At 50.5% G+C, this 26,461-nt stretch carries 22 protein-coding genes; 17 read left to right on the top strand and 5 right to left on the bottom strand.

Translation table 11 applies throughout. From position 1 onward, the window contains the following. Positions 1 to 25: 25 nt before the first annotated feature. Both alr and DW949_RS02240 read left to right on the top strand, forming a co-directional pair. Positions 26 to 1,228: an alanine racemase gene (alr, locus tag DW949_RS02235; protein ID WP_118021662.1), complete on the top strand. Its 1,203-nt coding sequence runs from the start codon at positions 26 to 28 to the stop codon at positions 1,226 to 1,228. Positions 1,229 to 1,360: 132 nt separating this feature from the next. Beyond that, complete coding sequence (locus DW949_RS02240; RefSeq protein WP_118021663.1) at positions 1,361 to 2,533, top strand: pyridoxal phosphate-dependent aminotransferase; 1,173 nt, start codon at positions 1,361 to 1,363, stop codon at positions 2,531 to 2,533. An 85-nt stretch (positions 2,534 to 2,618) separates the two neighbouring features. On the opposite strand, the gene DW949_RS02245 is transcribed toward DW949_RS02240, so the two are convergent. The 5 genes from DW949_RS02245 to DW949_RS02265 are packed head-to-tail and all read right to left on the bottom strand — an operon-like array spanning position 2,619 to position 8,272. Further along, positions 2,619 to 3,263 carry a TetR/AcrR family transcriptional regulator gene (locus DW949_RS02245; protein WP_118021664.1) on the bottom strand — a complete coding sequence of 215 codons (645 nt, stop codon included), beginning with the start codon at positions 3,261 to 3,263 and terminating at the stop codon, positions 2,619 to 2,621. Positions 3,264 to 3,277: 14 nt separating this feature from the next. After that, the gene (locus DW949_RS02250) at positions 3,278 to 4,393 is read right to left on the bottom strand and encodes an ABC transporter permease (RefSeq protein ID WP_118021665.1); all 1,116 of its coding nucleotides are present in this window, start codon (positions 4,391 to 4,393) and stop codon (positions 3,278 to 3,280) included. Beyond that, positions 4,393 to 5,511 (bottom strand): ABC transporter permease, encoded by a 1,119-nt coding sequence (locus tag DW949_RS02255; protein ID WP_233539463.1) that lies wholly within the window; start codon positions 5,509 to 5,511, stop codon positions 4,393 to 4,395. Before DW949_RS02255 ends, DW949_RS02250 begins: the two co-directional genes overlap by 1 nt. After that, positions 5,508 to 7,262 (bottom strand): ATP-binding cassette domain-containing protein, encoded by a 1,755-nt coding sequence (locus DW949_RS02260; protein ID WP_118021667.1) that lies wholly within the window; start codon positions 7,260 to 7,262, stop codon positions 5,508 to 5,510. Before DW949_RS02260 ends, DW949_RS02255 begins: the two co-directional genes overlap by 4 nt. 23 nt (positions 7,263 to 7,285) lie before the next feature. Beyond that, a complete protein-coding gene (locus tag DW949_RS02265) occupies positions 7,286 to 8,272 on the bottom strand; it encodes an HlyD family efflux transporter periplasmic adaptor subunit (RefSeq protein ID WP_118021668.1) in 987 nt (328 codons plus the stop codon). A 228-nt stretch (positions 8,273 to 8,500) separates the two neighbouring features. Here DW949_RS02265 and DW949_RS02270 point away from each other — a divergent pair, with 228 nt between their 5' ends. From DW949_RS02270 to DW949_RS02340, 15 genes are all read left to right on the top strand, one after another. After that, positions 8,501 to 10,027: an FGGY-family carbohydrate kinase gene (locus DW949_RS02270; RefSeq protein WP_118021669.1), complete on the top strand. Its 1,527-nt coding sequence runs from the start codon at positions 8,501 to 8,503 to the stop codon at positions 10,025 to 10,027. Between the two features lie 367 nt (positions 10,028 to 10,394). Continuing rightward, complete coding sequence (locus tag DW949_RS02275; RefSeq protein ID WP_118021670.1) at positions 10,395 to 11,252, top strand: 3-hydroxybutyryl-CoA dehydrogenase; 858 nt, start codon at positions 10,395 to 10,397, stop codon at positions 11,250 to 11,252. Positions 11,253 to 11,294: 42 nt separating this feature from the next. Next, positions 11,295 to 12,077, top strand: coding sequence for an enoyl-CoA hydratase-related protein (locus DW949_RS02280; RefSeq protein WP_118021671.1), 783 nt, complete (start codon positions 11,295 to 11,297; stop codon positions 12,075 to 12,077). A 222-nt stretch (positions 12,078 to 12,299) separates the two neighbouring features. After that, on the top strand, positions 12,300 to 13,340 hold the full coding sequence (gene hrcA / locus DW949_RS02285) for a heat-inducible transcriptional repressor HrcA (RefSeq protein WP_118021672.1): 1,041 nt from the start codon (positions 12,300 to 12,302) through the stop codon (positions 13,338 to 13,340). A gap of 14 nt (positions 13,341 to 13,354) precedes the next feature. After that, complete coding sequence (gene grpE, locus DW949_RS02290; protein WP_118021673.1) at positions 13,355 to 13,972, top strand: nucleotide exchange factor GrpE; 618 nt, start codon at positions 13,355 to 13,357, stop codon at positions 13,970 to 13,972. Positions 13,973 to 14,007: 35 nt separating this feature from the next. Beyond that, complete coding sequence (gene dnaK, locus DW949_RS02295) at positions 14,008 to 15,870, top strand: molecular chaperone DnaK (protein ID WP_118021674.1); 1,863 nt, start codon at positions 14,008 to 14,010, stop codon at positions 15,868 to 15,870. Positions 15,871 to 15,896: 26 nt separating this feature from the next. Then, on the top strand, positions 15,897 to 17,123 hold the full coding sequence (dnaJ, locus tag DW949_RS02300; RefSeq protein ID WP_118021675.1) for a molecular chaperone DnaJ: 1,227 nt from the start codon (positions 15,897 to 15,899) through the stop codon (positions 17,121 to 17,123). A 179-nt stretch (positions 17,124 to 17,302) separates the two neighbouring features. After that, positions 17,303 to 17,683, top strand: coding sequence for a PH domain-containing protein (locus DW949_RS02305; protein ID WP_118021676.1), 381 nt, complete (start codon positions 17,303 to 17,305; stop codon positions 17,681 to 17,683). A gap of 180 nt (positions 17,684 to 17,863) precedes the next feature. Next, positions 17,864 to 18,823 (top strand): serine O-acetyltransferase EpsC, encoded by a 960-nt coding sequence (gene epsC / locus DW949_RS02310; RefSeq protein ID WP_118021677.1) that lies wholly within the window; start codon positions 17,864 to 17,866, stop codon positions 18,821 to 18,823. 132 nt (positions 18,824 to 18,955) lie between these two features. Continuing rightward, positions 18,956 to 19,834, top strand: coding sequence for a 50S ribosomal protein L11 methyltransferase (gene prmA / locus DW949_RS02315; RefSeq protein WP_118021678.1), 879 nt, complete (start codon positions 18,956 to 18,958; stop codon positions 19,832 to 19,834). Continuing rightward, positions 19,834 to 20,559 (top strand): 16S rRNA (uracil(1498)-N(3))-methyltransferase, encoded by a 726-nt coding sequence (locus DW949_RS02320; protein WP_118021679.1) that lies wholly within the window; start codon positions 19,834 to 19,836, stop codon positions 20,557 to 20,559. Before prmA ends, DW949_RS02320 begins: the two co-directional genes overlap by 1 nt. Further along, complete coding sequence (gene mtaB / locus DW949_RS02325) at positions 20,559 to 21,875, top strand: tRNA (N(6)-L-threonylcarbamoyladenosine(37)-C(2))-methylthiotransferase MtaB (protein WP_118021680.1); 1,317 nt, start codon at positions 20,559 to 20,561, stop codon at positions 21,873 to 21,875. The genes DW949_RS02320 and mtaB overlap by 1 nt, the downstream gene beginning before the upstream one ends. Continuing rightward, complete coding sequence (locus tag DW949_RS02330) at positions 21,876 to 22,220, top strand: histidine triad nucleotide-binding protein (protein ID WP_118021681.1); 345 nt, start codon at positions 21,876 to 21,878, stop codon at positions 22,218 to 22,220. Positions 22,221 to 22,536: 316 nt separating this feature from the next. Continuing rightward, positions 22,537 to 24,240 carry an ATP-dependent endonuclease gene (locus tag DW949_RS02335; protein ID WP_118021890.1) on the top strand — a complete coding sequence of 568 codons (1,704 nt, stop codon included), beginning with the start codon at positions 22,537 to 22,539 and terminating at the stop codon, positions 24,238 to 24,240. A 27-nt stretch (positions 24,241 to 24,267) separates the two neighbouring features. Next, positions 24,268 to 26,400 carry a DNA topoisomerase III gene (locus DW949_RS02340; protein ID WP_118021682.1) on the top strand — a complete coding sequence of 711 codons (2,133 nt, stop codon included), beginning with the start codon at positions 24,268 to 24,270 and terminating at the stop codon, positions 26,398 to 26,400. Positions 26,401 to 26,461 lie beyond the last annotated feature (61 nt).

Raw genomic sequence — 26,461 nt, forward strand, 5'->3', positions numbered from 1 at the left:
CTACGAGAGGAAAGAAGCTGAGTATATGATGGATGTCAATAGCACGACTGAAAATTTTACACGCCGCGCTCTCTGGGCCCAGATTGATCTCGATGCGGCAGCTCACAATATGCGGGTCATCCGGCGCCATGTGGGACCGGATGTACGGATTGCAGCCGTTGTGAAGGCCAATGCCTATGGTCATGGCGCGGTCGAACTGGCCCGTACCTTTGCGGAAAATGGGGCCGACTGTTTTGCCGTATCCAGCCTGGATGAAGCAGTGGAATTGCGGCGCTATGCTGGGATTACCAAAAATATATTTATTCTTGGACATACTGACGGCAGGCGGACAGAAGAACTCCTGGCATATCATATTGAGCCGGCTGTATTCAATCTGAAGAATGCCGAATATTTTTCTTCAGAAGCGTCCCGTCTGGGCCAGACCCTGCAGGTTCATATTGCCATTGATTCTGGTATGAGCCGTATTGGATTCCTGCCTGATGAGGAAAGTATCTCCGTCATCAAGAAAATTTCCAGCCTGCCGCGTATCGAAATCCGGGGGATATTTACCCATTTTGCCGTAGCCGATGAAAAGGATAAGACCTTTACGCACGAACAGTTCAGACGGTTTATGTGGGTCTGCAGCCGCCTGGAGGATGAAGGAGTCCACATCCCCATCCGGCACTGCTGCAACAGTGCGGCGACGCTGGAACTACCCCAGTATCATCTTGATATGGTACGTCCCGGCATTATTCAGTATGGCTGCCAGCCGAGCCATGATGTATCCCTTGACGGGTATGATTTCCGGCCGGTCATGTCCCTGCGCTGCTGCGTAGCTCATGTCAAGCTCATCGATGCAGGGGCCACCGTCAGCTATGGCCGTCATTTTACCTGTGACCAGCGTCGTAAGATTGCGACTCTTCCTGTCGGCTATGCCGATGGATACATGCGGGCTTTGTCCGGGAAGGCGGAAGTCCTGTTCCACGGCCATCGCGTTCCTCAGGTGGGAACCATCTGTATGGACCAGTGCATGATCGATATTACGGGAGAAGCGAACTGCCGGGCAGGTGACGAAGTCGTGTTATTTGGCCGTCAGGGCGATCAGTTCATTCCCATTGAAGAACTGGCCGACAAGGCCGGGACCATCAATTATGAAATCATGTGTAATATCAACCGCCGCGTGCCGCGGGTCTATATCCGTAACGGCAAGGTCGTAGAACGGGAAGAATATCTCTTTGACAAACCTTAAATTTTCTTTTGGATACATGATAAATTTAAGAACGACCCTTGATACATGCAGAAATATGGTATATTATAGTATTAACAGAACGCATGTAAACTATGCGACGAACGAAATAATCTGAATAAGGTGGTGCGTGTTATGAATTGGGATGACAAAATTTCAAAAAAAGTGCAGGCAATCAAGCCGTCGGGAATCCGGAAGTTCTTTGATATTGCCAATCAGATACCGGGCGTGCTGTCCCTGAGTATCGGCGAACCGGATTTTGCGGCGCCTGATAAAGTCTGTGAAGCAATGAAAGCCAGTATCGATGCCCGGCAGACCAGTTATACGGCCAATTCGGGCCTCATCGAACTGCGGCAGGAAATTGCAAAATTATTCCATGACCGCTATGGTGTTGATTACGATCCGGTTAGTGAAATTATGGTGACTGTAGGGGCTTCGGAAGGGCTGACCATGGCTTTGCTGGCACTGACCGAACCGGGGGATGAAGTCATCATACCCGACCCGGCGTATGTGGCCTATCCGGCTGCCGTAGAAGCTGCCGGCGGTGTGCCCGTTTTCGTTCCGACCTATGCCAAAGATGATTTCAAAGTGACAGCTGAAGCGCTGGAAAAGGTTGTGACGCCTAAGACGAAAGCCCTCGTCATGGGGTATCCAAATAACCCGACGGGAACGGTCATGACCCGGGAAGAACTGCTGCCTATTGCAGAATTTGTCAAGAAACACGACCTGGTCGTCATGAGTGATGAAATCTATTGTGAACTGGTATATGGCGATACGAAATTTACGTCATTTGCCAAACTGCCGGATATGCGGGAACGGACGATCGTCCTCAACGGCTTTTCCAAGGCCTATGCCATGACAGGTATGCGCCTGGGCTATGTGTGTGCTCCGCGGGACGGGCTGGCCAACATCCTGAAGCTGCACCAGTACATGATCATGTGTGCTAATACACAGGCCCAGTATGGCGGCGTAACGGCCCTCCGGGAGTGTGCCGCTGACGTGGAATCCATGCGTCAGGAATACGATGCACGGCGTAAAGTCATTTATAAAGGACTTGTTGATATGGGGCTTCCCGTCTTTGAACCGAAAGGCGCCTTCTATATTTTCCCCGATATCAGCTGCACGGGCATGAACAGCGAAGAATTCTGTGAAAAACTGGTCACGGAAGAAAAGGTTGCCGTCGTTCCCGGCACAGCATTTGGTGCCTGCGGTGAAAACCATGTCCGTATCTCCTATGCCGCTTCCATGGAAACCATTAAAGAAGCATTGAAACGGATGGCGCGGTTTATTGAAAAGTACAGAAAATAATAAAGATGTGTAAGGAATATACAACGAGGAGCAGCCATTCCGGCTACTCCTCGTTGTATGTGAGGTTATTGGCGTCTGGACGGTTTCATTGTTTTACGGCCAGTGCGTCCAGGGTTTTAAGAAAGTTTTCTTTCAGATGGGCAATAAATTCTTCTTTTGGGTAGTGCACGGGCAGAGCATCCAGGACGGGGCTGTTCTGGGCGAGAAAGGTAATGATGAAAGGGGCTGCCAGTGAGATATAGGAACTGTAAAATACGATATCTTTTTGATCACAGCCCAGGGCTTTCTGCAGGATTTCCGATGCAATATAGAATTTCGGCAGACCTTTCTTAGTAATGATGGTATGGATATGCGGTGACGGGTGGAGCAGTTCACGGATCCAGACCCGTACATGCCAGTCGTTATGACGAAAGGCGTCGTCGATAAAATAATCGACGAACTGTTCCAGTTTCTGGCGGGGCGACCCTTCCTGCCGGGCCAGCTTTTTAAGTACATCAATATTGATCAGGTAGTCCTGCACTTTTTCGAGTATAGCAACATACAATCCGTCACGGCTGCCAAAATGATAGTTGACAGCAGCTATATTGACGCCGGCCTGCTGACAGATTTCCTTACTCGTCGTGCCATCATAACCGTTGCGGGCAAATAAAGGGCCGGCTGCCTGGATGATGCGTTCTTTCGTTTCCCTGCCGTCTTCGCGGGTTCCCGTGCCGGGAGCTTTACAAGCCATAGACATCCTTCTTTCTATGAGAGTTTGTGACGAAACAGCCAGGCTGCCAGAGGAAGCGTCACGGCGGCCAGTGCCAGCATGGGAATATATGCCGGCGCGACGGTGGAAAGACCGGCTCCTTCCAGATAAATGCGGCGGATGGCCTCTATGGCAAAACGCATGGGATTGATATACGTAATGTACTGCAGTACGGGAGGCATATTCCGTATGGGTGTAGCCAGACCGGACAAGAGAATCATGGGCAGGAGAAAGAGAAAACAGTATACCATGACCTGCTGCATGTTTTTGGCAACGGCTGAAATCGATAAGCCCAGGCCGACACAGCTGACGAGAAATATACTTATGGTCAGATACAGTACGGCTAATGAGCCAACTAAATGTATTTTAAACCAAAACAGGACCAGACACAACATGAGACTTGCCTGGACGAGGCCGATAAGAATCGGCGGGACAGCTTTGCCTATGAGGATTTCCAGTGGCGTCAGCGGCGTGACAAGAAGCTGGTCGAATGTCCCGTTTTCCCGTTCCCTGGCAACGGACAGGCCGGCCAGTATGAGTACCTGGGTCAGAGCCAGCATGGGAATCAGTGATGGCAGGAACATGTGGCGGGTTATGTTGTTGGGATTGTACCAGATGCGGGAGCGGATTTCGACGAGAGACTGCTGACCGCTGCGTTTCTGGTTGTAGGCAGTGGCAATGGAGGAAACATAACCGGCTGCCAGTCCGGCCGTTGAGGGATTGCGGCCATCGGTGATAGTCTGGACAGGTGCCGTCTTTCCCGCATGAAGGTTTTTGGAAAAATCAGATGGAATAGTGAGGACCAGCATGGCCTGCTGATTGTCTATGACCTGGGAAATCTGCTGTGGCGATGATAAGGTGGCGACCCGCTCAAAAATTCCCGTTCCATCCAGGTGGGACAGGAATTCTGCCGATTCGTGGCTGTGGTCTTCATCGACAACGGCATAGGGGACATGTTCCAGATTATACGTGGCCGTATAACCGAAGAGCAATCCCTGTACGAGGACGGGTACGATGAGGATGACGCGGCTTTTCGGGTCTTTGAGGGTAGCCAGTAATTCTTTGATGATTAATGCATAGATATGATACAGTGTCAGGGACAGAGAGGACATTACGATACCTCCTTGCAGGTCAGTTTCCATGACAGGCAGAAGAACAGCAGGGCATATACCAGAAGAATCAGGCAGTCTTTGATGACGATGGGTCCCGTCGTGCCGGCCAGAAACAGCATTTTCAGCAGTTCCATGTAATACGTAGCCGGCAGAATATGTCCGATGAGGGAAATTGCAATGGGGACGCTGCGCAAGTCGAAGAGGAAACCGCTCAGCATAATGGTGGGCAGCAGGCTGACAACGAGGGCAATCTGGCAGGCCAGAAACTGATTTTTGACGAGTGAGGAAATGGTGAGTCCCATGCCGATGGCGATAAAGACATATTCTACGGAAGACAGGAATACCAGCAGCAGTGATCCATGAATGGGTACGCCGTAGCCGTAATACGATGCCATAAGGCACAGGCCCAGCCCCACCATGGCAATGCAGAAATAGGGGATGGTTTTGGCTGCGATGATTTCGAGGGGCCGGACTGGTGTGGCAAATATGGCTTCCAGTGTTCCCCGTTCCCATTCGCGGGCCATGACCAGGGCCGTGAGAAAGACGCCGACCAGAGTCATGACGATGACAATCAGACCGGGAAGGAACATCCAGGAGCTGGTATTGGCATCGTTGAACCACTGCCGGGGCACGACGATGACGGTCCCGGTCCTGGCAGATTTTCTGTGTGCGGCCACCCACTGGCTCTGCCAGGACTGGAGGCCGCTGGTGATGTACTGATTTGCCGCATTAACCGTTGTTGCATCGATGCCGTACAGGAGAATCTGGACCGTTGCGTGTCCTTGTTCCAGCCGGCTGGTGAAATCAGGAGGAATGACCAGTACGGCGTCGGCCTGACGGGCGTCCATCAGGGCGATGGCTTCCTTCGATGAGGTGACATACGAGGGGGAGAAATACGGGGACCCATTGAGAAAGGACAGGGCATCACGGGCCGTCGGTGACGTATCTTCCAGTGCGACGGCAACGGGCAGATTCTTGACATCCAGTGACAGGCCGGAGCCCATGAGTACGATGAGCATCAGTGGAATGACGATGCCGATGAGGAAACTGCTGGGGTCGCGCAGCATCTGATAGAATTCTTTGCGTGTCAGAGCGAGAAAACGGTGTATATTCATCATGAGTCCTCCTTTTGGCGGCCCGTCTCGACGATATGGATGAAGGCTTCATTCATGGTCGGGCTGTCACCCCCCTGATGACGGATAGCCGATGGCGTGCCGATGGCTATCAGGCGGCCCCGGTCCTGGATCATGATGCGGTCGCAGTATTCCGCTTCTTCCATGAAATGGGTTGTGACGACGATCGTTGTTCCCCTGGCAGCCAGACCGGTAATCTGCCGCCAGAACGTACGGCGGGCCAGCGGATCTATGCCGCTTGTTGGTTCGTCGAGAAACAGGATGGGCGGATCATGCAGCAGGGCGGCTGCCATGGACAGCCGCTGTTTGTAGCCGCCGGGCAGAGAGCCGGCGGCCATGGAAAGACAGTTATTGAGGTGAAACTGCCCGGCGACGGTTTCGATGCGTTCCTGCAGTTTGTGGGCAGCAAGGCCGTACGCCCGGCCGAAGAAGCAGAGATTTTCATAGACGGACAGGGTACTGTAGAGAGAAAATTTCTGGGCGACATATCCGATATAGGAACGGGCTCTGGCACGGGCGGTACGCAGATTGACCCCGTATACGGAAATGGTGCCCGATGATGCGGAAAGGAGGCCGCAGAGCATGCGGAATGTCGTCGATTTCCCTGCCCCGTTCGGGCCGAGTAGACCGAAGATTTCCCCTTTGTGGACGGAAAAGGATGTGTGGTCTACGGCAACGAAACTACCGAAACGGCGGACAATATCGTGGGCTTCGATGATGGTATCCCCGGATATAGCCGGCGGGACTTTGGGCAGAGACGGCATACCCGGTGTTTCTTCTTCCGTAGATCCGGCTTTACGGAGGAGAATCATGAAACTGTCTTCCAGACGCGGCGAAACGGGAGTGATGACGGCACCAGGCAGATAGTTCTGCAGCAGGAGATGATTCGGCAGCTGGCGGCTGGATACGGTGAAGCGTACCTGACTGCCTTCGGGAACGGCATCCATGACGACGTGGCGGTCATCCAGCAGCCAGGACTGGATGAACCGGGGCGGCATACCCTGGGGGACACGGACGGCATAGCAGCGTCCCCGGGCGTACTGGAGCAGTGATTCCGGCGTGCCGTCAGCCAGAAGCTGCCCTTTATGTAGTATATAGGCATACTGACATTGTTCTGCCTCTTCTATATACGATGTATTGACGAGGACCGTCAAAGACTTTTCTTCCGATAAAGTATGCAGGATATGCCATAATTCGCGGCGTGATAACGGATCGACCCCGACGGTCGGTTCATCGAGGAGCAACAGATCCGGCGTAGATACGAGGGTACATGCCAGTCCCAGTTTCTGTTTCATGCCGCCCGATAATTTCCCTGCCGGACGGGCCGTAAAGGGGCTCAGGCCGGTGAGATCCAGTAATTCCCGGAAATGCTTTTGGCGGAGATCCGGTGGAATCGAATGGATATCGGCATAGAGCGTGAGGTTTTCCATGACGGACAAGTCTTCATACAGGCCGAATTTCTGTGGCATATAGCCGATACGGTCCTGAACGGCCTGGGGAGATTGCTGTACATCGTATCCACAGACGGAGAGACTGCCGGAATCGGACTGCAATAGTCCGCAGACCAGTCTCATGAAGGTCGTCTTGCCGGCTCCGTCTGGGCCGATGAGTGCAGTCAGGGTTCCTTTTTTTACAGTCAGATTGAGAGTAGAGAGGGCGGTGACGGCCGGGGAAGAAGGACGGGCGGGAAATTGTTTTGTCAGATGATGAGCTTGAATCATAATTATATCAGACATGATAGTGTTCCCTCCGGAGCGTGTTAAAATGTCACCGTTGCCGGCATTCCCAGACGAAGGACGTTGTCCAGGTCGGTGACGTAGATACGGACTTCATAGACAAGGGATGTCCTGAGGTCTTCCGTTTCTACCGATTTCGGGGTGAATTCTGCTGTGTCGGATATATACCCGACCTGCCCGGTCAGGGGTGTCGGGACGCTGTCGATGGTGACGGTAGCGGTCTGGCCTTCGTGAATCTGGCCCAACCGGTTTTCGCTGATGTACGCACGGATCCATTTTGTCGTATCCAGACTGAGTGTATAGACTGGCGTCGAAGGGGATGCCATATCGCCCGGTTCGACGAGGCGCGAACGGATGACGCCGTCCTGGGGAGCAATGAGCGTTGCCTGGCTCAGATTGTATTGTGCCGTCTGTAGTTCATTCTCCAGACTCTGCAGCTGGGCTTCGGCGGCATCGATATCTTCCTGGCGATAGCCGTTATCGGCCAGCGCGTGGGCTGATTGGGACTTAGCCAGGGAGGCTGCTGTCGATTTTGCCTTTGCTTCTGCCGTATCCAGTGTCTGGCGGCTGATGGCATTGCTGGCGTATAAGGTACTCATACGCTGATAATCGGCAGCGGCATTATCGGCTTCGGCCTGTGCTGACTGGACGGCAGCGGCGGCTTCGGCAATCTCTTCAGGACGGGATCCGTTGTGCATCTTGGCAACGACGGCCTTCTGCTGGGCAATCTGGGCCTGACAGCGCGCTATGGTCAGTTTGAGAGGCGTCGTGTTGAGCGTGGCCAGGACATCCCCTTTGTGGACACGGTCGCCTTCTTCCACATTCATTGTGGCAATCCGTTCGCTGGCATTGAAGGTCAGCGAAACCTGACGGACATCGACATTGCCATGTAACGTAAGGGGCGTATTGACCGGCCGTGTCAGATACCAGATGATACCAGCGGCCAGAATCAGTACAATGGCGATTAGGATACCGGCTTTTTTATGCTCCTTCAGTGTTTGAGCAGTCATGATAGATTCCTTCTTCCTGGACGTAGTGTAGTTTGCCTTCTTTTATTATATCTAATTCAAATTTAAATTTCAATTACAAATTGTACGGCAGAACAGAATGAGAGAGAATAAAAAAATACGAAAATACTACTGATAGGATACGGGCCGTATGGTAAAATAAATGTAATGAAACGATACCGGCATAGACGATAACGTCTATGGAAGGAATGAATAGAGGAGGACGATGATATGGAAATGAAGTATTATCTCGGATTTGATGCGGGGACCCAGAGCGTCAAAGTAGCTGTATATGATGAAAATATGCAGGAAATTGTCATGTCCACGGCAAAGACGACTTTGTCGTATCCGCAGCCCGGCTGGGTGCAGATGGATGTTGATGAATATTACCGCCTGATCAAGCAGTGCATGCGCATCTGCAGAGACGGCATGAAGGAAAAGGGACTCTCACCATCGGGTGTACGGGCCATCATGGGCGATGGCATTATCTGTGGTATTGCCTGCATAGATGAAAACGGCAAGGCTCTGACCCCTTATATCAATTATCTGGACAGCCGGACGGCAGAAGACGTAGCGCAGCTGAAAGAACAGCACCGGGATATCTGGGCTAAGGAAACGGGCAATGCCGAACCGAATGTCATGTTCCCGGCTATGTTTGCCCGCTGGTTTTTGCAGAATGTGCCGGACGTGCGGGAAAAGGGTGTTAAATTCGTCCATAACTGCCCATATATCCTCATGCATCTGGCAGGCCTTTCCGGCCGCGACGCCTTCATCGACTGGGGGACTATGTCCGGCTGGGGGCTCGGCTACGATGTGGTGAAAAAGTGCTGGTCAGAGGAACAGCTCCGCATCCTGGGCATTCCCCGGTCATATATGCCAAGAATCGTCAAGCCCTGGGATATTATCGGGCATCTGTGTGAAGCCGATGCAGCAGAAACGGGATTCCCTGCAGGCATTCCCATCTGCGCCGGTGCCGGTGATACCATGGAATCGATGATGGGCAGCGGCATACTGGAAGCCGGCCGGGCCGTCGATGTGGCCGGGACTTGTGCCATGTTCTGTGCGGCTACGGATGGGATCATTCCGGAATTGTCGGCTCCAGGCACGGGCCTGGTCTTTAATTCCGGTACCCTGCCCGGTACGTATTTTTACTGGGGCATGGTGCGGACCGGAGGACTGGCCCTGCGCTGGTTCAAGGATAATATTGCCCGCAAGGCCGACGATGATGCCTATTATGGAGAAATGGACGATCTGGCACGACGTCATCCTGCAGGATGTGATGGAGCTATGTTCATTCCCTATCTGACCGGGGGAAATGGCGATTATCCTAATGTGCGCGGTACCTTTACGGGCCTGACCCTGGATGATGACCAGGGCGCGCTATGGCGCTGCGTGCTGGAAGGCATCGGCTATGACTATATGGAAGTCACCGACCGTTACCGCAGCGCCGGAATCGATCTGACGCAGCTGACCATTACAGAAGGTGGCAGCCGCGACAGGCTGTGGAATCAGATCAAGGCCGATATGCTCGATACCCGTGTCGTGACATTAAAGGTTGCCGGCGGGGCTGTACCGACCAACTGCCTGGTAGCCGCTTTTGCTACCGGCGATGTGACGGATCTCAAAGCTGCCCTTCAGAAACAGCTGGCAGTAAAAGAAGAGTTTATGCCTGATGCCGCTCATACGGCGTTGTATCGTACAAATTATGAACATCGCAAAGGCCTGCTGGAAGCGTTGAATAATATCAGAAAATTATAAATTAGTTCGTGAATGTGTACAAATTCACAAATAAGAACCGGAAATTTATCCGGTTCTTATTTTTTTGTTATGTATGTTGTACATTACTGGTACAAAGTAATTCTACTATGAGTATGGTTCATAGATTTACGAAAATTAATGATTAAACAACATAAATACATGAAAAAAGGCCGTTTTTACGCCGTATATAAAAGGTAAAATAGGCAATAAACAGGTAAAGTTATGAAAATGTCTGTTTTTTTAGTGGACTTTTTTTTCAAACGTGTTATACTATGAATGTAAGCAGTGCATCTTATATTTACCAAAAAGTGATTTTTTTTTGAAGCAAAAAGTGAAAAAAATCACGCTAATAAAGGAGGAGTTTCAAATGTTCAAAAAAGTAATGGTTATTGGTGCAGGCACTATGGGTTCCGGTATTGCTCAGGTATTTGTTGAACACGGTGTAGATGTTATTCTGAACGATATCAAACAGGAATTCATCGATGGCGGCATGAAAAAAATCGACAAACAGCTGACCAGAAAAGTTACGAAAGGTAAAATCACGGAAGATCAGAAAGCTGAAATCATGGGCCGTCTGACCGGTATCGTAGAAATTACCGAAGAAAACATGAAAGACGTTGAACTCGTTGTCGAAGCTGCTATCGAAGACGAAAAGATTAAATGCGGCATCTTCAAGAACCTCGATGAAAAATGCCCGGCTAATACAATCCTTGCTTCCAACACGTCTTCCCTGCCTATCACCAAAATCGCTACGGCTACGAAACGTCCGGAAAAAGTTATCGGCATGCACTTCTTCAATCCGGCTCCGGTCATGAAACTGATCGAAATCATCAAAGGTATTGCTACGGATGATGCTACGACGAAAGCCGTTGTCGAATGCGCTGAAGGCCTTGGCAAATCCCCTGTCGAAGTTGAAGACTTCCCGGGCTTCGCTGCCAACCGTGTCGTCGTTCCGATGCTGAACGAAGCCTGCTATGCCCTCATGGAAGGTGTTGCTTCCAAAGAAGGTATCGACGCTGTTTGCAAACTCGGCTACAACCATCCGATGGGACCGCTCGAACTGTGCGACCTGATTGGTAACGATGTCGTCCTCCACGTTATGGAAGTCCTCTATGAAGGCTTTGGCGATCCGAAATATCGTCCGTGCCCGCTCCTCCGTAAATACGTTGCTGCTGGCTGGCTCGGCCGCAAGACAGGCAAAGGCTTCTACGATTACAACAAATAATGCCCGGATAGCTTGATACTGACCTTAAGGAGGATTCTACCTATGGAATTTGAAAACATTCTCTTCACCGTAGAAGAAGGTATTGCTACAATTACGATCAACCGTCCGAAACAGGCTAACGCCCTGAATGCTGCTACGGTCCGTGATATTGAAAAAGCTGTTGACTACATTGCTGGTTCGAAAGATGTACAGGTAGTCATCATTACCGGTGCTGGTGACAAATTCTTCGTTGCCGGTGCAGATATTAAAGAAATGGCTGATTATAACCCGAAACAGGCTGGTGACTGGGGCACATATGGTGCTGGCGTCATCACGAAGATCGAAAGACTGCCACAACCGGTTATCTGCGCAGTAAACGGCTATGCTCTGGGCGGCGGCTGCGAAATTTCCATGGCCTGCGATTTCCGTTATGCTTCGGATAACGCTGTATTCGGTCAGCCGGAAGTTGGCCTGGGCATTATCCCTGGCTTCGGCGGCACACAGCGCCTTGCCCGCCTCGTAGGTCCTGGCATGGCAAAAGAAATCATCCTGAGCAATCAGAATATTGATTCGGCTGAAGCTCTCCGCATCGGTCTGGTCAACAAGGTCGTTCCTCAGGCTGAATTGATGCCGGCTGCCATCAAGACCGCTAAGAGAATCATGAAACAGGGTCCTGTAGCAGTACAGATCGCTAAGAAAGCCATCAATAATGGTTTACAGTGCGATATCATTACGGGTATCCAGTTTGAAAGCAATGTCTTCGGCCTCTGCTTTGCTACAGAAGACCAGAAGGAAGGCATGAAAGCTTTCATGGAAAAACGTAAAGCTGCATTCAAAGGTGAATAATACGTTTTTCATAATCTAATAAAAATACAGTGTCAGAGATGGCACTGTATTTTTTTTGACCATAAAAGTCAAAAGAATAGTATGAGAGAAAAATATTTTTGACTTTTTGACTTTTTTAGCCTAAAATCATTGACAAATCTGCTCAATCATGCTATCTTTTATATAGTTGTTAGCACACCAATAAAAAGAGTGCTAAAACAACGCGGCATCGAGGTGATAGAAATGGATTTGGATGAAAGAAAACAGAAAATATTGCAAGCTATCATTCAGGATTACATCACATCTGCCGAACCTGTCGGGTCACGGACCATTGCCCGCAAATATAACCTGGGGGTCAGTGCCGCGACTATCCGTAATGAAATGTTTGATCTGGAAATGATGGGATATCTGGAACAGCCCCATACATCGGCTGGCCGGATTCCTTCCATCAAAGGGTACCGCTTCTATGTGGATTGCCTGCTGAAGCCGGAAAAGGTGACAAATGATGAAAAGAAGTTTGTTGAAACCTGGTTTCAGGATAAAGTAAGCGATGTCGATCAGATATTTCAGAATACGGCAAAGGGACTGGCCAGAATTACTCACAATGTGACCTTGGTCATGACGTCACAGCAGCCCGGATCCCGATTGAAATACATACGGTTCCTGCCATTGGATCACCGGCGGGCGATAATGATTGTCGTCACCGATTCCGGTCAGATTGAAAACTGTATTTATTCTAAGCCAGATGGAGTCGATGTAGATGAACTCAACATTGTGGCTGAGAAACTGACGAATTTCCTGGCTGGTGTGCCTATGGCCAAGATAGACATGGACATGCTGCAGCAGTTCCGCGACGATGTTGTCGATGACCTCGATTTGTACCGGACAGCTTTTCGTTCCCTGCACAGAGCATTCCGCCGCCATCAGCAGTTGTATAAGGGCGGGACGATGGAACTTCTCAATAAGCCGGAGTTTAAAGATGTCGATAAGGCGAAAAGCTTGTTTACCATGCTGGAAGAACAGGATATCGTAGCCAACATCCTGCATGATGATGGAGAACAGACCGACAAACCGGTAACGGTACGTATCGGTGATGAAGCTAAGTTATCTCCTATCAATGACTGCAGTATTATAGAAGCAACCTTTACTGCCAATGACGTAGTCCTCGGTAAGATTGCTGTTTTGGGACCGGCCCGCATGGAATATGCCCGGATCATTGGCTTACTCGATTTTATGAAACAGCATGTGACGCATATTCTGGAACATTACCAGGATGATAAATAGGAGGGATGCAGTTCATGAGTAAGGATAAGAAAAAAGAGGAAAAAGAAAAACAGACGACTGCAGAGGCTGTAGAAGAAACAAAACAGCCTGCTGATGAAATAGCAGCAGAAGAAAAAGCGGCAGATGATGGCGCTGATACGAAACAGGCGGACAACCAGAACGTACAGCAGCCGGATGCCACAGCGCAGGCAGAGGCGGCCGCAGCGGAAATGAAATCGCGCTACGTACGTCTCCAGGCTGATTTTGCCAATTTCAAGAAGCGGACTGCTACAGAAAAGCAGCAGATTTCTGAAGTCGTCAAAATGGATGTCCTTCAGAACATCCTGCCGGTGATTGATAATTTTGAACGGGCACTGCAAGTGCCGCAGGATTCTCTTTCGGATGAGCTCAAATCGTTTGTAGATGGCTATACCATGATTTACAAACAGCTTATGACGGTTCTCGAAAAAGAAGGTGTTACGAAAATTGATGCCGTAGGCAAGCCGTTTGATCCGAATTATCATCAGGCAGTCATGCGGGTCCCCAGCGATGAATACGACAATGACGTCGTTGTGGAAGTCCTGCAGGAAGGATATCTGCTGGGTGACAAGACATTGCGCCCGGCAATGGTTAAAGTTGCATTTAACGGTTAAGTATCGTAGAAAGTATAAGATTGGAGGAATTACTTATGTCTAAAGTAATTGGTATTGATTTAGGTACGACAAACTCGGTTGTAGCTGTTATGGAAGGCGGCGAACCGACCGTTATCACGAATACAGAAGGTTCCAGACTGACACCGTCTGTCGTTGGCTTCTCCAAGACCGGTGAACGTCTCGTTGGCCAGCTGGCAAAACGCCAGGCTGTTTCCAACCCGGAAAACACGATTTCTTCCATTAAACGTCACATGGGCGAAAACTATACTGTCGATATCCAGGGCAAGAAATATACACCCCAGGAAATCTCGGCCATGATCCTGCAGAAATTGAAGGAAGATGCGGAAAGCTACCTCGGTGAAAAAGTCACCCAGGCTGTCATTACCGTTCCGGCATATTTCAATGATGCCCAGCGTCAGGCTACGAAAGATGCTGGTAAAATCGCCGGCCTCGACGTACTTCGTATCGTCAATGAACCGACGGCTGCAGCCCTCGCTTATGGCCTGGATAAAGGCGGCGACGGCAAGATTCTCGTATTCGACCTTGGCGGTGGTACATTCGATGTATCTATCCTTGAACTGGGCGATGGCGTATTCGAAGTAAAAGCTACAAACGGGAATACACACCTCGGCGGCGATGACTTTGATAATAAAGTCATGAACTGGATGATCAGCGAATTCAAGAGCCAGACCGGTATTGACCTCTCGCAGGATAAAATGGCAGAACAACGTCTGAAAGAAGCTGCAGAAAAAGCCAAGATTGAATTGTCTACGGTCCTTTCGACCAATATCAACCTGCCGTTCATTACGGCCGATGCAACAGGTCCGAAACATCTCGACCTGACGCTGACCCGTGCTAAATTCAACGAACTGACGGAAGATCTCGTACAGGCTACGATGGAACCGACCCGTAAGGCTATCGCTGATTCCGGTTTCTCTATCGATGAAATCGATAAAATCATCCTTGTTGGTGGTTCCAGCCGTATCCCGGCTGTACAGGAAGCCATCAAACAGGTACTGGGCAAAGAACCGAGCAAGGGCGTCAACCCCGATGAATGTGTTGCCGTCGGCGCTGCTATCCAGGCCGGTGTCCTCGTCGGTGATGTAAAAGACGTACTGCTCCTCGATGTTACGCCGCTGTCCTTAGGGATTGAAACACTGGGCGGTGTCTTCACCAAAATCATCGACCGCAATACGACCATCCCGACATCGGGCAGCCAGATTTTCTCGACTGCTGTCGATAATCAGCCGTCTGTCGATGTCCATGTCCTGCAGGGCGAACGTGAAATGGCTGCCGATAACAAGACACTGGGCCGTTTCGAATTGACCGGTATCCCGGCTGCTCCCCGTGGAGTACCCCGTATCGAAGTCACATTTAACATCGATGCCAACGGTATCGTAAATGTATCGGCTAAAGATCTGGGAACGGGCAAGGAACAGAAGATTACTATTAAATCTTCTTCGGGCCTCGATAAGAGCGAAATCGACCGCATGGTCAAGGAAGCCGCTGCTCATGAAGCAGAAGATAAGAAACGTAAAGAAGCCATTGAAGCCAAGAACAACGCTGATTCCCTGATTTATCAGGCAGAAAAGACGATTAAAGACCTGGGTGACAAAGCCGATGCTTCTAAAGTTTCTGAAATCAAATCGAAGATTGCCGACCTCAAAGAAGCCGTCAAGACAAACGATGTCGATAAGATCAAAGCCGCTTCGGAAGCTCTGACTAAACCGCTCTATGACCTGACCAGCGATATGTACAAACAGGCCGATGCCCAGCAGCAGGCTGCACAACAGCAGGCAGGAGCACAGCAGAGTGGCAGTGCACAGCAGCAGGAAAGCCAGAGTGGTGAAAAAGTCGTCGATGCAGACTACAAAGTCGTCGATGACGATCAGAAGTAAGTTGTAAGTAAAGAGGGGCTGCCCATATGAGCAAAAAAGATTATTACGAAGTACTTGGCGTTCCCAGAGACGCCAGCGAAGCGGAAATTAAAAAAGCGTTTCGCAAACTGGCAATAAAATATCATCCAGATAAAAACCGGGACAACCCTAAGGCTGCAGAAGAAAAGTTCAAAGAAGTCAACGAAGCCTACAGCGTTTTGTCAGATAAGAACAAACGCGCCCAGTATGACCAGTTCGGCCCCGATGCGTTCCAGAACGGCGCAGCCGGAGCCGGCGGCTTCGGGCAGGGTGGTTTTGGCGGATTCGGCGGATTTGGTCAGGGCGGTTTCAGCTCTGGCGGATTCGGCGGATTTGGTGATATCTTTGATTCCTTCTTTGGCGGCCAGGGCAGCCGACAGTCGAATGGTCCGGAACGGGGAGCCGATCTCCGCTTTGATGTGGATATTACATTCAAGCAGGCTGCCTTCGGGACGGAAATGGAAATTCAGGTGCCGAAGAATGAAACATGCGAACACTGTCATGGGAATGGTGCCGAACCTGGCAGCAAGGTAGATACGTGCCCTGTCTGCCATGGTACCGGCCAGCAGCGGGTCGTACAGAACACGCCTTTCGGACAGATGGTCAATGTCAGGACCTGTTCCCATTGTGGCGGGACTGGCAAAATCATCCATGAAAAATGCAAGAAATGCCATGGCGAAGGCACGGTAAAAGTGCGCAAGAAACTGAAAATCAAGATTCCTGCCGGTGTCGATGACGGCGCCCGCCTGCGCGTAGCCGGCGAAGGCGAACCGGGTGTACGCGGCGGCGGTCATGGCGATTTGTATGTCTATATCTTCGTGCGCCGGGATCCGCAGTTTACCCGCCAGGGCAATGATGTCGTGTCACAGCAGACCATCACCTTTGCACAGGCGGCACTGGGATGCACTATCCGCGTGGATACCATCGACGGACAGGTCGATCTGAAAGTTCCGGCCGGTACCCAGAGTGGCACCATTTTCCGGATCAAAGGCCATGGCGTACCTTATCTGGGCTCCAGTGGCCGCAGAGGTGATCACCATGTGCAGGTCAACATCACGACGCCAAAGCGCATGAATGCCAAACAGAAAGAACTCCTGAAAGAATTTGCCCGGGCCGGTGGAGAAACCTGGGTGGGGGAGTCTAAAGAAGAAGGTTTCTTTGAAAAAGTAAAAAAGAAAGTAACCGACTTCATCCGCTCCATGAATAATTCCGGAACAATTGCCGGAAATCTATAAAACACAAAAACACTGCAGGTGTGATTTGCATCTGCAGTGTTTTTGTATGCATAAGAAAAGATATAAGAATATTTTTAGAATCTGGCAGGATTTTACTGTCCTGTGACGAATATAATAAATAAGGATTGTATGCCTTTTATGGAAAATACTATTTTATCGATTTATGAGGAGGATATACCATGTTTGCAGATAAAGACGATAAGAAATTTACGTTGGCAGAAAAAAATGAAATCGGGTTCCGGAAAGAATTGTATCAGAATCTTCTGGCTGAAGGAGAACAGGTACTGCTTGAATTCAACGCCCAGCGCAATGTGGTTGTACTGACCGATAGAAAAATCATCGGCGTCCGTGTGGAAGCCTATACGGCGCGGCATAAAGCAGCCCTGGTCATCCCGTACAGCAAGATTACGGCCTATTCGGCTGAAGTCAGCGATAATTCGGAAATGGATACGGAATTCAAAATCTGGGCTCCGTCTGTTGATTGCTGCACCTTCCGCGTACTGGAAGATACGATTGATATGAAGGAAATCCTTCATATCCTGGTAACGTATATCGGATAACGCCAAATACTAAACATCAAACTTTGAACTTGAAACTCACCAGGAAGCTGCCCCGTTACGTTTCTATCTTAACGGGGCAGCTTCTTGTTTTTATCTATTTCTATGTAAAATCTGTACTTGACAAGTATACTTATAAAGTGTACTATAATAGTAATATTTATGCGATAAGAAGGGTTGAGCATGGGTGAACTGATTTCCAAAAACATACAAGGTGTCGTCGATAGCATTCTGGCTGACTATAATCATGAAGGGCAGAGAGAAATCGACAAACTGGATATTTTCAATAAACCGAATAAGAAGGTCATTGTCGATATCATTACTAAACTGCTGCGGATTATTTATCCGGGGTATATCAAGGATAAGACCTACCGGTTTTATGATATTGGCAACAATCTGACCGTCGTCATCGAAGATGTGGCGTACAATCTCTGTAAGCAGATTACTATTGCCCTGAAGTACAAGGGAATGACTCAGAACGTCAAGATTGATAATGTGGAACAGCGGGCAGAACAGGCAACGCTGACGCTGCTCAAGACGATTCCAAAAATCCGGGAATACATTGAAACGGATATTGAAGCGATTTTCGAGGGGGATCCGGCGGCCGAAAGTAAGGCCGAAGTTATTTTTTCCTATCCCGGCCTGTTTGCCATTTCCGTCCATCGCGTGGCACATATTCTGTACAAAATGCAGATTCCTATCATTCCGCGGGTCATGTCGGAATATGCTCATGGTATGACGGGAATTGAAATCAATCCTGGCGCAGAGATAGGCAAATATTTTATGATTGACCATGGCACGGGCATTGTCATCGGAGAAACGACAGAAATCGGCGAACATGTCAAATTGTATCAGGGCGTTACCCTGGGGGCGCTCTCGCTGAAAGATGGCCGCAAGCTGGTTCATCAGAAACGGCATCCGACCATCGAAGATAATGTGACCATTTATTCCGGAGCATCCATCATGGGCGGCGATACAGTCATCGGCCATGATTCGGTCATAGGCGGTAACGTGTTTATCACTAAATCGGTAGCACCGGGTACCAAAGTCAGCGTCAAGAATCAGGAATTGCGCTTTGATGAAGATAAGCATGCTGTGAAGAATGTCGATGAAAATGATGAAACCTGGTTTTACATTATTTAAGAGCTGCCATTGGCGGCTCTTTTTTCATTGCCAGAAGGTGGAAAAAATATGGTATAATATAAATCAGATTTATTATTACTATGCATAAGGGCTGCCAGCTGGCTGAATCGCCGCAGCAGACAGGAGAAGCGTATGGAATATAAAGAAATAGATGTATTTGTATCTCCCGGGTTTACCGATCTGATTTCTCTCATTTTATGTGAGTGTGGCAGTCAGGGATCGATTATCCATGATGAGGAAACGTATGATGACCTGATCCGCATCACGGCTTATTTCCCGGCAGACGATGCTACGGCGGAACAGGCCGTACGGGAACGGATGAAATTGCTGCAGGAGCGGACTCCCCGTATGGGACGCTGGCATATAATGACCCGCAACGCTGATGATGCCGACTGGTTATACCGCTGGCAGGATTATTTTCACGCGACGAAGATTTCTCCCCATCTCTGGGTAGAACCATCATGGGAGACGGCGGAACCGGGGCCGGGAGAAAAAGTCATCCGCATCGATCCCGGCGTCGCTTTTGGCAGCGGCCTCCATGCGACGACGGCTATGTGCATTTCCTATCTGGAACAGGTTATACAGCCGGGGCAGCTCGCCTATGATATCGGGACTGGTACGGGTATACTGGCCATTGCGGCGGCTAAACTGGGAGCCGGTCATGTGACAGCCGTGGATCTCGACCAGAAAGCGGTGGACCAGGCGGTAGTCAACGTGGAACTCAATGAGTTAAGTGACCGCGTCGATGTCATGAACAGCGACCTTCTCGGCGCCATATCGGACAAGGGACATAAAGCCGATGTTGTTACGGCCAATCTGGTCACCAATGCCGTACTATCTTTGCTGCCGGATCTGGCCAGCTATACTCATAGCGGCTCCGATGTGATCGTCAGCGGCATCATTGATGACCGTATCGGAGAAATACGGAATTCAGCAGAACAGACGGGTTATGAATGGGTATCAGACACTTTGCAGGATGGCTGGTATGCTGTTTTGCTCAGGAGGAAATAATGCGTAAAGTATTCGTCGGTTTTCCGATTACATCTGATTTTATTCTGTCGCCGGAAGATTCGCGCCATATCGTCACGGTGCTGCGCAAACGCCAGGGTGATCGTGTCCCTGTGACGGATGCAGAAGGCGTGACTTATGAATGCCGTATCAAAAAGGCAGACAGCCAGCAGACGTTGATGGAACCCCTGCATAGGACGGGTGAGAGACCGGAATCGGCAGGCAGAGTGATCCTGGCGGCAGGACTTTTAAAAAATGATAAGTTTGAATGGGTGGTCCAGAAGGCAGCCGAGCTGGGGGTCAGTGCTATCGTTCCTGTACAAATGGAGCATTGTGTAGTAAAATTAAACGATACGCGCCGCAAGGACCGGCGCCTGCGCTGGCAGCGGATAGCACAGGAAGCGGCTAAGCAGTGTGGCCGCAATGATATCCCGGACGTGACGGATGTACTGTCTTTTACGGAAGTACTGGATACATACGGGACGATGCCTGTCATTATTCCCTTTGAGAAAGAAACGAGGCCTCTGCGCGAATGCTGCGCCACCGTGCGGACGGGGGACGTGGTCATCTGTATCGGCCCGGAAGGCGGTTTTTCCGATGGAGAAATCGCCGCGGCTTCAATGAGGGAGCAGTGCCAGACCGTTTCCCTTGGTCCCCGGATATTACGGGCTGAGACGGCAGCTATCGCGTCTCTGGCGATTATCATGTATGAAAGAGGATTCAAATAATGCCAACTATTGCTTTTGTTACCCTGGGATGCCGGGTCAACCAATATGATACGGACAGCATGCGCGGCCTGTTTCTAAAAGCAGGCTATACAGAGCGGGATTTTCATGATGCCGCTGATGTCTACGTCGTCAATACCTGTTCAGTGACACAGATGGGAGAAAAAAAGTCACGGCAGCTGATCCGCCGTGCAAAAAAAATAAATCCATCGGCCATCGTCGTAGTGACAGGCTGCTATGCCCAGCTGAATCCGGAATTGCTGTCATCTATGCCCGATGTAGATGCCGTTGTAGGTACGAATGAACGGCACCGTATCGTACCGCTGGTACAGATGCTTCTCGGCCGGGGCGGCGGTGAAGCAGTGACGGCTGTCCATGATGCCCGTAATGCCGATGCCTTTGAGGAAATACCCTTGTATCCATCGGCGGTTGAACATACCCGGGCGGATCTGAAAATCCAGGAAGGGTGCAATAATTTCTGTTCCTATTGTATCATTCCTTACACCCGCGGAGCTTTGAAATCACGCCAGCCCGATGCGATAATCAGGGAAGCACAGCGGCTGGTGGATGCAGGGTTCAGGGAACTGGTCCTGACCGGTATCCACCTCGGCGCTTATGGCAGAGAGCTGCCGGACCATCCCGGCCTGGCGCTGATACTGAGACGGCTCCTGGAAGAAACGGATGTACAGCGGATCCGGCTTGGCTCGCTGGAATCGCTGGAAGTCGATGATGAACTCATTGATGTCATGAACCAGTCCGACCGCATCTGTCCCCATCTGCACCTGCCTCTCCAGTCGGGATCGGATACCATATTGAAAGCGATGAACCGTAAATATACAAAAGAGGAATTCATCTGTCTCATTGAGACCCTGCGCCACCGTATTCATCATCTGACGGTTTCGACGGACCTGATCCTGGGATTTCCCGGTGAAACGGATGAACTCTTTGAAGAAACGCTGGATACATTGCAGAAGCTTCGCTTTTCCCATATCCATGCCTTTCCTTATTCTCCCCGCCAGGGAACGCCGGCAGCGGCTATGAAAGACCAGGTAGACCCGGCTGTCAAGAAAAAGCGGGTGGAAATCGTACAGGCCCTGTCAACCCGGCAGAAGGCAGAATGGCTGCAGCAGATGATCGGCCAGACGGTCCGGGTCCTGATTGAAAAACAGGATGGTACGACGGGGGAAGGCTTTTCAGAAAACTACGAACGCGTCTGTGTCAGGGGACTTACATCTCATCAGGAAGGTTCCATTGTTCCCGTCGTACTGACGGGAGCAGATGACCATAGATTAACAGGCATCATTAAGGAGGAGATTTAAATGGAAGATTGTTTATTTTGCAAAATTGCTGCTGGCGAAATCCCCAGCACAAAAGTGTATGAAGACGATGATTTTTATGCCTTTAAAGATATCGCTCCCGTAGCACCGGTACACGTCCTGGTCATTCCCAAAAAGCACATTGCCAGTATTGCTGCCCTGACGCCGGATGATGCCGATGTGGCAGGCAAAATGCTCTATGCTATCCAGAAAGTAGCGCAGATACTGGGACTCGATAAAGAAGGCTACCGCGTCGTATATAATACAGGGGAAAAGGCGGGCCAGACCGTTCATCATATGCATGCCCACATTCTCGGTGGCAAGGAAATGGCATGGCCGGGAGTATAAGGGAACCGGATACAAGCCAGCGTCCGGCACCCCACCGCAGACGCCGGAGGAAGGTACGCCGCAGAAAGGCTGTGAATGAGGGCGCCATGATACGCATTGTGTCTCTCCTATTATTGGCGGCCATCATGGCTTTCCTTATTTTCCATATGAAATAATTGGTACGGCTGCAGTACGGCTGCGGCCGTATCTTTATGCCTGTATAAAAGAATAGACCCGGTGACGGCAGGGGTTTGTGTTTCTGTGTCGAATAGTATAAATAAGAATCATGCATGGTGCATGAAACACAGTATAAATGAAGTACGGGCAGGTGAAGCATGTGTACATACGATATATACGCATAGAAAATTACCGGAATTTCCGGGATGTAGAAATGACGTTCCATGAAAAAGCGAATTATCTGGTCGGGGAAAATGCCATCGGCAAGAGCAGTTTTCTGCGGCTTTTAAAGCTCATGAGCGAAGGATGCGGCATTACAGAAGACGATTATGATTCGGTCCTGCAGCCTATTGTCATCACGTTGGAATTACAGCTGCTGGAAAGTGACAAGGAAGCCTTTGCCGACCTTCCGGAAGAGCATCATACGTCTATACGGGTGCGGATGGAAAAAAATGTGGAAGAGATTTATCCCCGGCTATATGACGAACAGACGGGAGAACAACTGCCACTGGATGTCATCCGCCGCATCCGTTACGTATCCTATTCCTCGTCCCTTCCGCAGGAATACGCGGCTCCGGCCCGGGTGTACCGTGCTATTGAAGAGATGCTCACGTCATGGGGACAGACGCAGCAGGCAGAAATCACGCCGGAACTGCAGCGGTTCATCCGTCACGAAGCCCGGTATGGCCATTTTGATTCGTCCTATTATGTCGATATTTTCCTCCTATCCTGTCTGCTCCGGCGTCAGGACAGGTCCCTGGCGGATAACATGAAGTTCATTTCCCTTGTGGCGCTGGAACTGATTACCCAGATTTATATCATGTGCCATAGCAAGGCCGTGCCCATTGAGCACAATCTGATTGTCGATGAAAAAGGACGGCGCTGGCTGCCACTCATTACGTCCATCGATGAACCGGAAATCCATCTTCATCCGTATATGCAACGGTCCATCCTGCATTATTATAAGCAACTCCTCAGCAACGGCGATCCCCGTTTTACGGAACTATTGAAAGGGCTGTTTCATATTGACGGTCTGCGGGGGCAGTTATTTGTCGTCACTCATTCTACGGATGCTCTGGTTGATGATTACCGCAACATTGTCCGCTTTTATCGTCATGACGGCGGTCAGGTACGGGCTGCCTGCGGGGCGACCATCCACTTCAGTGAAGAAATTGAAAAGCATCTGATCATGCACTTCCCGGAAGTAAAGGAAGCCCTGTATTCGCGGAGCGTCATTATCGTTGAAGGGGAAACGGAATATGGCTGCTTTTCCCTGTTCGGTACGACATTGGGCCTTCCCTTCGATTACTACGGCATCTGTCTTATCAATGCCCGTGGAGAAAGCTCCATTGCCAAAATCAGGAAATTACTGCAATTTTTCCATATTCCTACGGTGGTGTTGTATGATGCCGATGTCAAGGGGAGCAGGGGGCACGAAAAAAACACGTATTTTACCGACGGTATCTGTTTTGAAATGGATCTGGTGCGGACCATGATTTCCCATGGCAGGCGCCGGGAACTGGACCGGATTATCGATACGGCCAATGGGGAACATGCCCGGGCGACGACGGATATGCTCAAGAAAGCATGCCGCAAGCTGGATCTTAATTATCATGATTATCCGGCCCGCATGCTCTGGCATGTCAATCCCCGCAATCAGGACGCACTCTGCGTGTATTATTTCGCCTGGTTGTACAGCAATAAAGGGGTTATCCTGGGACGGCTCATCGGCCAGTCCCTGAAAGCCAGTCTGATTCCCCCGGCCTTTGTCCGTACCATCCGGGCAGCCGGCGATCTGGCACGGGTTACTCTCCAGCGGGAAGAAGAGGGACTGCGCCGCGAAGAGGAAAAAGAAGAACGGTAACTGATGTTTTCATAAGGATGTTATGTAATGACAACGTTGTTTATAGCTGAAAAACCAAGTATGGCCCGGGAACTGGCCAAATGCCTGCCGGCACCGCAGCAGCGTGGCAATGGATATATCCGTACGGGCGGTGGTATCGTGACCTGGGCGTACGGCCACGTCCTGCAGCAGGCAGAACCGCAGGATTATGACAGCCGTTACAAAACGTGGCGTTCTGAAGACCTGCCAATCATCCCCCGGAAGTGGAAACTTCTGGTCAGCCCGGCGAGCAAAGAACAGTTCCAGATCATCTGCCAGCTCATAGAACAGGCCGATACCCTGGTCAATGCCGGTGACCCGGACCGGGAAGGACAGCTGCTTATTGATGAAATACTGGACTATATTGGCAATACGAAGCCGGTCCGGCGCATACTTCTCAATGCCCTCGATGAAAAAAGCATTCATGAATCCTTATCGGATCTGCGGGACAACCGCGATTTTTATCACCTGAAAGAATCGGCCCTGGCCCGCAGCCGGGCTGACTGGCTCATCGGCATGAACCTGTCCCGTGCCTATACGCTGGCGGCCCGCCGGCAGGGGCATAAAGTTGTCCTGCCCGTAGGACGGGTGAAGACACCGACCCTGGCCCTTGTCGTGCGCCGCCAGCGGGAGCTGGATGATTTCAAACCCGTTACCTATTATGTCGTAAAGGCTGATTTCCTTCATCAAAATGGCCGTATAACGGCCCAGTGGCAGCCAAAAGACACGCAGGCCGGGCTCGACCCGGAAGGGCGCGTCATAGAAGAACAGCAGGCACAGGAACTGCTCCAGCGTTTGCAGGAACATCCTGACGGGACGATTGCAGAACGGAAGAAAACGAAGAAAAAAGAAGCCCAGCGGCTGCCTCTGTCTCTCTCGGCGCTCCAGGTGCTGGCAGGGAAACGGTATGGATACAGCCCGCAGCAGGTCCTGGATACGGCTCAGCAGTTATATGAACGGAAGCTGACGACCTATCCCCGTTCCGATTGCGAGTATCTGCCGCTCAACCAGCGCAAGGATGTACCGCGCATATTGGAAAATCTGCGTCAGATACAGGCAGGAAAGCTTGCGGACTGGGTTTCCGGTGCCGATCAGTCAATCAGGAGCCGGGCCTGGAACGATAGTAAAATCACGGCTCATCATGCCATTATCCCCACGACGGTACGCTGTGATTTTGCTCATCTGAATGCCATGCAGCAGCATGTATACTATCTTGTTGCCCAGGCCTATATTGCCCAGTTTTATCCCTTGTATGAATATGATCAGACGAAGATTACCATAGAAGCGGCAGGAGAACAGTTTGCTGCTCATGGCAAGGTAGTAACCCAGTGGGGATGGAAAGAGCTGTACCGCAGCGATAAAAATCAGGAAGATGACGATATCAAAGGGGACCTGCCGGCCGTCCGCAAGGGAGACAAGGTCCATTATGAAAAAGGTAGCGTCGATCAGAAGCAGACGAAACCGCCGCCGCGGTTCACGGCGTCTACGCTTCTGGCTGCCATGAAAGAAATATATAAATACGTCAAAGACGATTCGCTGAAGAAGAAACTGAAAGAAGTCCAGGGCATTGGTACGGAAGCGACACGGGCTACTATTATCAGTGAGCTCATCCAGCGGAAGTTCCTCGTCGAAGAAGGAAAGAAAAAATATTTAAAACCGACAGATATGGCCTATCTCCTCGTCGATGCCCTGCCCGACGCCATGGTATATCCCGATGAAACGGCTGTCTGGGAAGACCGGCTGTATAAGATGAGCGAAGGAAAAGACAGCCTCGACGCCTTTTTACAAGATCAGATTGCCTTTCTGAAAACACTCATCACAGCAGCCGGCAAAGCTGATATGAGCCAGCAGACAGGCGGAGGGAAACGCTGTCCAAAGTGTGGGAGTATGATGATCCTGCGCCATGGCAAATACGGCGATTTTTATGGGTGCAGCCAGTATCCTGCCTGCCGGGCTACGGAACCGGCAGAGACAGCATCGCCTGACGAAATCGACAGGACCTACAAGTGTCCGCGGTGCAAAGAAGGATATTTCCAGAAGCGGGAAGGTCCCTATGGTCCTTACTGGACCTGCAGTACACCGTCGTGTCATACGCGGTGCGCCGATGTAGATGGTGTTCCCAGCCTCTTTCATAACAAATAGCCTTGCACGGATTCTCTGCTCTGGGCTATAATAAACGAAATGAAACTATTATATTCCTGAA

The sequence above is a fragment of the Megasphaera sp. AM44-1BH genome (assembly GCF_003467125.1).
GTDB lineage: Bacteria > Bacillota > Negativicutes > Veillonellales > Megasphaeraceae > Megasphaera.

Excerpts from the sequence above, each read along its gene's own strand:
- dnaK (WP_118021674.1), top strand. The coding sequence starts at position 14,008 with ATGTCTAAAGTAATTGGTATTGATTTAGGTACGACAAACTCGGTTGTA.
- DW949_RS02270 (WP_118021669.1), top strand. The coding sequence starts at position 8,501 with ATGGAAATGAAGTATTATCTCGGATTTGATGCGGGGACCCAGAGCGTC.
- mtaB (WP_118021680.1), top strand. The coding sequence starts at position 20,559 with ATGCCAACTATTGCTTTTGTTACCCTGGGATGCCGGGTCAACCAATAT.
- DW949_RS02275 (WP_118021670.1), top strand. The coding sequence starts at position 10,395 with ATGTTCAAAAAAGTAATGGTTATTGGTGCAGGCACTATGGGTTCCGGT.
- DW949_RS02340 (WP_118021682.1), top strand. The coding sequence starts at position 24,268 with ATGACAACGTTGTTTATAGCTGAAAAACCAAGTATGGCCCGGGAACTG.
- DW949_RS02320 (WP_118021679.1), top strand. The coding sequence starts at position 19,834 with ATGCGTAAAGTATTCGTCGGTTTTCCGATTACATCTGATTTTATTCTG.
- DW949_RS02260 (WP_118021667.1), bottom strand. The coding sequence starts at position 7,262 with ATGTCTGATATAATTATGATTCAAGCTCATCATCTGACAAAACAATTT.
- prmA (WP_118021678.1), top strand. The coding sequence starts at position 18,956 with ATGGAATATAAAGAAATAGATGTATTTGTATCTCCCGGGTTTACCGAT.
- epsC (WP_118021677.1), top strand. The coding sequence starts at position 17,864 with ATGGGTGAACTGATTTCCAAAAACATACAAGGTGTCGTCGATAGCATT.
- grpE (WP_118021673.1), top strand. The coding sequence starts at position 13,355 with ATGAGTAAGGATAAGAAAAAAGAGGAAAAAGAAAAACAGACGACTGCA.
- DW949_RS02255 (WP_233539463.1), bottom strand. The coding sequence starts at position 5,511 with ATGATGAATATACACCGTTTTCTCGCTCTGACACGCAAAGAATTCTAT.
- alr (WP_118021662.1), top strand. The coding sequence starts at position 26 with ATGATGGATGTCAATAGCACGACTGAAAATTTTACACGCCGCGCTCTC.
- DW949_RS02305 (WP_118021676.1), top strand. The coding sequence starts at position 17,303 with ATGTTTGCAGATAAAGACGATAAGAAATTTACGTTGGCAGAAAAAAAT.
- DW949_RS02245 (WP_118021664.1), bottom strand. The coding sequence starts at position 3,263 with ATGGCTTGTAAAGCTCCCGGCACGGGAACCCGCGAAGACGGCAGGGAA.
- DW949_RS02265 (WP_118021668.1), bottom strand. The coding sequence starts at position 8,272 with ATGACTGCTCAAACACTGAAGGAGCATAAAAAAGCCGGTATCCTAATC.
- DW949_RS02240 (WP_118021663.1), top strand. The coding sequence starts at position 1,361 with ATGAATTGGGATGACAAAATTTCAAAAAAAGTGCAGGCAATCAAGCCG.
- DW949_RS02330 (WP_118021681.1), top strand. The coding sequence starts at position 21,876 with ATGGAAGATTGTTTATTTTGCAAAATTGCTGCTGGCGAAATCCCCAGC.
- dnaJ (WP_118021675.1), top strand. The coding sequence starts at position 15,897 with ATGAGCAAAAAAGATTATTACGAAGTACTTGGCGTTCCCAGAGACGCC.
- DW949_RS02280 (WP_118021671.1), top strand. The coding sequence starts at position 11,295 with ATGGAATTTGAAAACATTCTCTTCACCGTAGAAGAAGGTATTGCTACA.
- hrcA (WP_118021672.1), top strand. The coding sequence starts at position 12,300 with ATGGATTTGGATGAAAGAAAACAGAAAATATTGCAAGCTATCATTCAG.
- DW949_RS02250 (WP_118021665.1), bottom strand. The coding sequence starts at position 4,393 with ATGTCCTCTCTGTCCCTGACACTGTATCATATCTATGCATTAATCATC.